General features: G+C 67.4%; 3 protein-coding genes. All 3 read right to left on the bottom strand.

Annotated elements, in window-relative coordinates:
- Positions 1-665: 665 nt before the first annotated feature.
- Positions 666-2,180: a FliI/YscN family ATPase gene (locus Q0K00_RS11405; protein ID WP_297229626.1), complete on the bottom strand. Its 1,515-nt coding sequence runs from the start codon at positions 2,178-2,180 to the stop codon at positions 666-668.
- A 6-nt stretch (positions 2,181-2,186) separates the two neighbouring features.
- Positions 2,187-3,704 carry a FliH/SctL family protein gene (locus tag Q0K00_RS11400; protein WP_297229624.1) on the bottom strand — a complete coding sequence of 506 codons (1,518 nt, stop codon included), beginning with the start codon at positions 3,702-3,704 and terminating at the stop codon, positions 2,187-2,189.
- A gap of 428 nt (positions 3,705-4,132) precedes the next feature.
- On the bottom strand, positions 4,133-4,450 hold a 318-nt coding region (locus tag Q0K00_RS11395), incomplete at its 5' end, for a FliG C-terminal domain-containing protein (protein ID WP_297229622.1).

Here is a 4,450-nt window from a genome sequence, read left to right as displayed (position 1 = left end):
CCTCGCGTATCCGGGCTGTCCGTCAGGGATGGTGACCCCAACGCGGGGTAAGGGGTCGTAGGGGGCAAGGGGCTGCGCAAGCCCCTGCCCCCTGCCCCTCGCCGGGAGGCGACCCAGCCCGGATGCCGGGCAGCATCCGCTATCCAGCGGCGAAAAAAGAAGGAAACAAGCCCCCCTCACCCCCTGCCGCCCGCCGCGCAGGCGACCCAGCCCGGATGCCGGGCAAAAGCCGCAAACCAGCGACGGAAAAAAAGAAAAGAAAAAGAAAATCCCCTCTCTCCCCTTTTCCTTCATCCCGTCGGGGGACCATCAGGCGAAGGGACGGCTTGCGTGCCGCGTCGTCTGTCCATCCTCCCTGATAAAAGCGCGCTGGGGAGGGGTTGGGGGGTCTGGGGGGAAGGGGAACACCTCCAGCGCAGGCAGCGACCCAACGGGCGGCCCGCAGGGCCGTGTCCGTTAGGCGACAAAGGAGCCTTACGGACATCGACAGCAGAGCGAGGGGTTCCCCTTCCCCCCAGTCGGGCCGTGCCCGTTAGGCGACGCAGGAGCCTTACGGGCATCGACAGCAGAGCTAGGGGGTTCCCCCTCCCCCAGATGATCAGGCAGGCGGAAACGTATCCAGATCAAAAGAAAAACGCTCCGAAGGGAGCGTTTTGTGGGTGGTATCAGCCTTTTGGGGGCATATTGATGGGCAGGCCGGGCTGGACGGGTGGTTTTCCGGGCAGGCCGGGCTGGGGCGCGGGCTGGCCGGAGGCGGCGAGGTCGCGGAGTTTCTGCATACAGCCCTCGAGGAATTCGGGTTCCGCCACGTCCTGTCGGAGAAAGGCGTTGATGGCGGGCATCTTGGCTATGGCCTCGTCGATCTCCGGGTTGCTGCCGCGGGCGTAGGCCCCGATATTGATCATGTCCTCCACGCGGCGGTAGGTGCTCATGTGGCGTGTCACCACGCGACCGGCGAGCACGTCCTCGCGGGTACAGATGTCGGAGCGCAGACGGCTGATGGAGCGGAGCACGTCGATGGCCGGGAAATGGCCCTGGTCGGCAAGGTCGCGGGTCAGGACGATATGGCCGTCGAGGATGGAACGCACGGCGTCGGCAATGGGTTCGTTGAAATCGTCGCCGTCCACCAGCACGGTGTAGATGCCGGTGATGGTGCCGGTGGACGAGCGCCCGGCGCGTTCGAGCAGCTTGGGGAGCTGGGCGAAAACGGTGGGGGTATAGCCCTTGGTGGTCGGGGGTTCGCCCACGGCAAGGCCCACCTCGCGGGCGGCCATGGCGAAGCGGGTCACGGAGTCCATCATGAGGAGGACGTCCATGCCCTTGTCGCGGAAGTATTCGGCCACGGCGGTGGCGGAATAGGCGGCGCGCATACGCACCAGCGGCGACTGGTCGGAGGTGGCGATGACGAGCACCGAGCGGGCCATGCCTTCGGGGCCGAGGTCGCGCTCCATGAACTCCACCACTTCGCGGCCGCGTTCGCCTATGAGGGCGATGACGTTGACGTCGGCCTTGGTGTAGCGGGCCATCATGCCCATGAGGGTGGACTTGCCCACGCCGGAACCGGCCATGATGCCCACGCGCTGGCCCTTGCCCAGGGTGATGAGGCTGTTGATGGCGCGCACGCCCACGTCGAGTATGTCGGTGATGCGGGGGCGCATGAGGGGGCTGGGCGGATCGGCGTAGATGGGGACCAGCTCGGCCTGCCATTTGGCGCGGGCCTCCTTGAGCCAGGCGGGCTTGAACGCGGCCTGGGCGGCCATCTGGGCGTCGAAGTCGGCCTTGCCGTCATCGGCCACGCCGAGGGGCGAATCACAGAGTTCGGTGCTGACCGGCGGCCCGGAGTCCAGCGGGGTGCCGAAAGCGTCGAAGGCGCGGCCCAGCGAATCGGGACCGACGGGAAAAACGGGCGGCAGGCTGGTATTGCGGATGCGGCTGCCGGGACGGATGCCGCGCATGTCGCCGTAGGGCATGAAGAGCAGGTTGCCCTCACGGAAGCCGACCACTTCGGCGGCTATGCCGTGGGCGTCGTCATCGGGCAGCATGTGGCAGACGGCGCCCAGCGGGGCGCGCAGGCCGCTGCCTTCGGCCACGAGACCCACGACCTTGGTCACCTTGCCGTAAGAGCGGACGGGATTGCTGGCGCGCAGCAGGCGGCAGCAGGCTTGGGGATCGAGCAGCATGGCGGCTTACCCCTTCTTCCCGGATTCCGGCGCAAGGAAACCTCCCTGCAGCAGGGCCTCGTCCATATCGTCTTCCAGCGGGAAGAGCTCCTCTTCCAGCTCCTCGATGGTGGGATCGGCCTTCTTGCTGCGGGCCATGGTGGGCGGCGGCGTCGGACGCCCGCCGTCATCCTTGCCCAGCGGCGGCAGATAGGCTTCGGGGACCACGTCCCCGGCGGGGAGCTCATCGTCTTCCCCGGCCGCGGCGGCTCCGGCGGGCGCGGGTCCGTCCTCGTCAAAATCGTCGGGCAGGCTGTCTATCTCCAGATCGTCGGGCAGGAGGTCGTCGTCCGCCTCGTCCACGAGGGCGGGCAGCGTCTCCTCCCCGGCGTCCCCGCTCGCTTCGGCGGGCGCGGCCGCTTCGGCGGCGGGAGCGGCTTCGGCGGCTTCGGCGCCTTCAACGGCGGCAGCCCCGTCAGCCACGGGCGCGGCGCCTTCGGCAACGGGCGCGGCCGCTTCGGCGGCGGCTGCGGCTTCCGCTCCTTCAGCGGCGGGCGCGGCGGTCTCGGCGGCGGGCGCGGCCTCCACGGCCTTCACCGGTTCGGGGCCGAGCTGACGGGCGCGCTCGAGCAGCACGTCCAGGAGCTGTTCCTGCTTCTCTTCGTTGGCGCGGTCCTCATCGGTGGTCGGCAGGCCGAGGTGGACGAGGATATTCTCCACCAGTTCGCGGAAGTGCTCGCGACGGCAGTCCACGCTGCCGCTGCTGCTCTCGGCCACGAAACCGCCCGGCTCCATCTTGTCGTCGGTATGGACGATCCACTGCTGGAGTTCGGGCACGCGCTCGCGGGCGGCGGCGAACATGTCGGTGACGGCTTCCTCGTCCTCCGGGTGGACGCGCACGGTGATGGTGTTCCTGTCCTCGAGCTGGCGCACGGCGGCCAGCAGGAGGGAGCGCAGGACATCCTCATGCTGGGTGGTGAGCACATAGCCCGTGCCCGCGCTGACGGCGGCCCTGGTCAGATCCACCAGCGACTCGCGCCATTGGCGGCAGATGTCGTGCGTCTGCATCTGCACGGCCTGCATCATCCAGCCCACATACTGGGCCAGCTCGAAACGTATCTGTTGCAGATCGCCGGCCACCTGATCCATGCCGTCCTTGTAGCCCTCTTCATGGGCGGAGGCGCGGATGCGTTCGGCCTCGGCCAGCTCCTTGCTGGTCTTGCCGCGTTCGAGCTGCATGGCCTCGTAGCCGTCGCGGGTGGACTGACGGATGCTCTCGGCCTCGGCTATGATGCGCTGGTAATGGTCCTGCGCTTCGCGCTTGGCTTCTTCCAGCACGCGCTGGCGTTCGGCATAGGCTTCACCGAGGATCTGGCGGGCGCGCTCCACGGCGCGCGCCTTGACGCGCTCCATGTAGTCTTCCTGGCTCTGCTGCCGCTCCTGTTCCCTGCGGATGGGCTCCTGCATGGCCTCAAGCTGCGCCATCGAAGCCTCGCGATCGCCCATGAAGATGGTGCCCCATTTCTTTCGCAGATCCATTGACATGTCCCGTTCTCCGCCCCGTCGTCACCCGTCGGGCCTGTTCGCACACATTCGCTGTCTGTTTCGCTCACATCGGACGGTCCCCGCCGTTCACCGCGACCGCTCCGGCGTGTCCGCCATGCGGGCGCGGCGTGTCGGGCACAGGCCCCGTCCCCCGAAAAAAAACGCGCCGGGGAAGGGATGGGGGGCCTGGGAGGAAGGTCTCCCTTCCCGCCGCAGGCGAAGGACCACCCTTCCCCGATGCAAAAACGTTCGTCGTGCCGTCGCGGCGTCCAGAGCTATTTCGGTTTGGAGCGCGTTGCGTCGCAAACCATACGGCCCGGCGTGTGGCGGGAAACACACGGTCATCCCGCCCGGTTCGGGCCGGGCGGCCCCGACCTTTGCCGCTGTGCCGCCGCCTCGCATGTCGCCTTTTGGGAAGGCGACATGCGCTAAACGAAGATATCCCCGCCGCCGCGGCTGACCACGAGCTTGTTCTCGGCTTCCAGTCGGCGCACGATCTTGACGATGCTCTGTTGCGCGGCTTCCACGTCCGAGAGCTTGGTCGGCCCCATGTATTCCAGTTCTTCGCGGATCATGTTGCCCGCGCGTTCGGACATGTTGCGGAAGAACTTGTCCTTCAGCTCGTCGCTGGCCCCGCGCAGGGCAAGGGTGAGATCCTCGTTGGAGATCTCCTTGAGCATCTCGCGCACGCCGCGGTCGTCGATGTTCTTGCAGTCCTCGAACACGAACATGAGGTTGCGGATATC

This window comes from uncultured Desulfovibrio sp. (assembly GCF_944327235.1).
Lineage (GTDB): Bacteria > Desulfobacterota > Desulfovibrionia > Desulfovibrionales > Desulfovibrionaceae > Desulfovibrio.
This window is presented reverse-complemented; position numbering and strand designations above follow the sequence as displayed.

Coding starts and splice junctions, on each gene's coding strand:
- Q0K00_RS11405 (WP_297229626.1), bottom strand. CDS start 2,180: ATGCTGCTCGATCCCCAAGCCTGCTGCCGCCTGCTGCGCGCCAGCAAT.
- Q0K00_RS11400 (WP_297229624.1), bottom strand. CDS start 3,704: ATGTCAATGGATCTGCGAAAGAAATGGGGCACCATCTTCATGGGCGAT.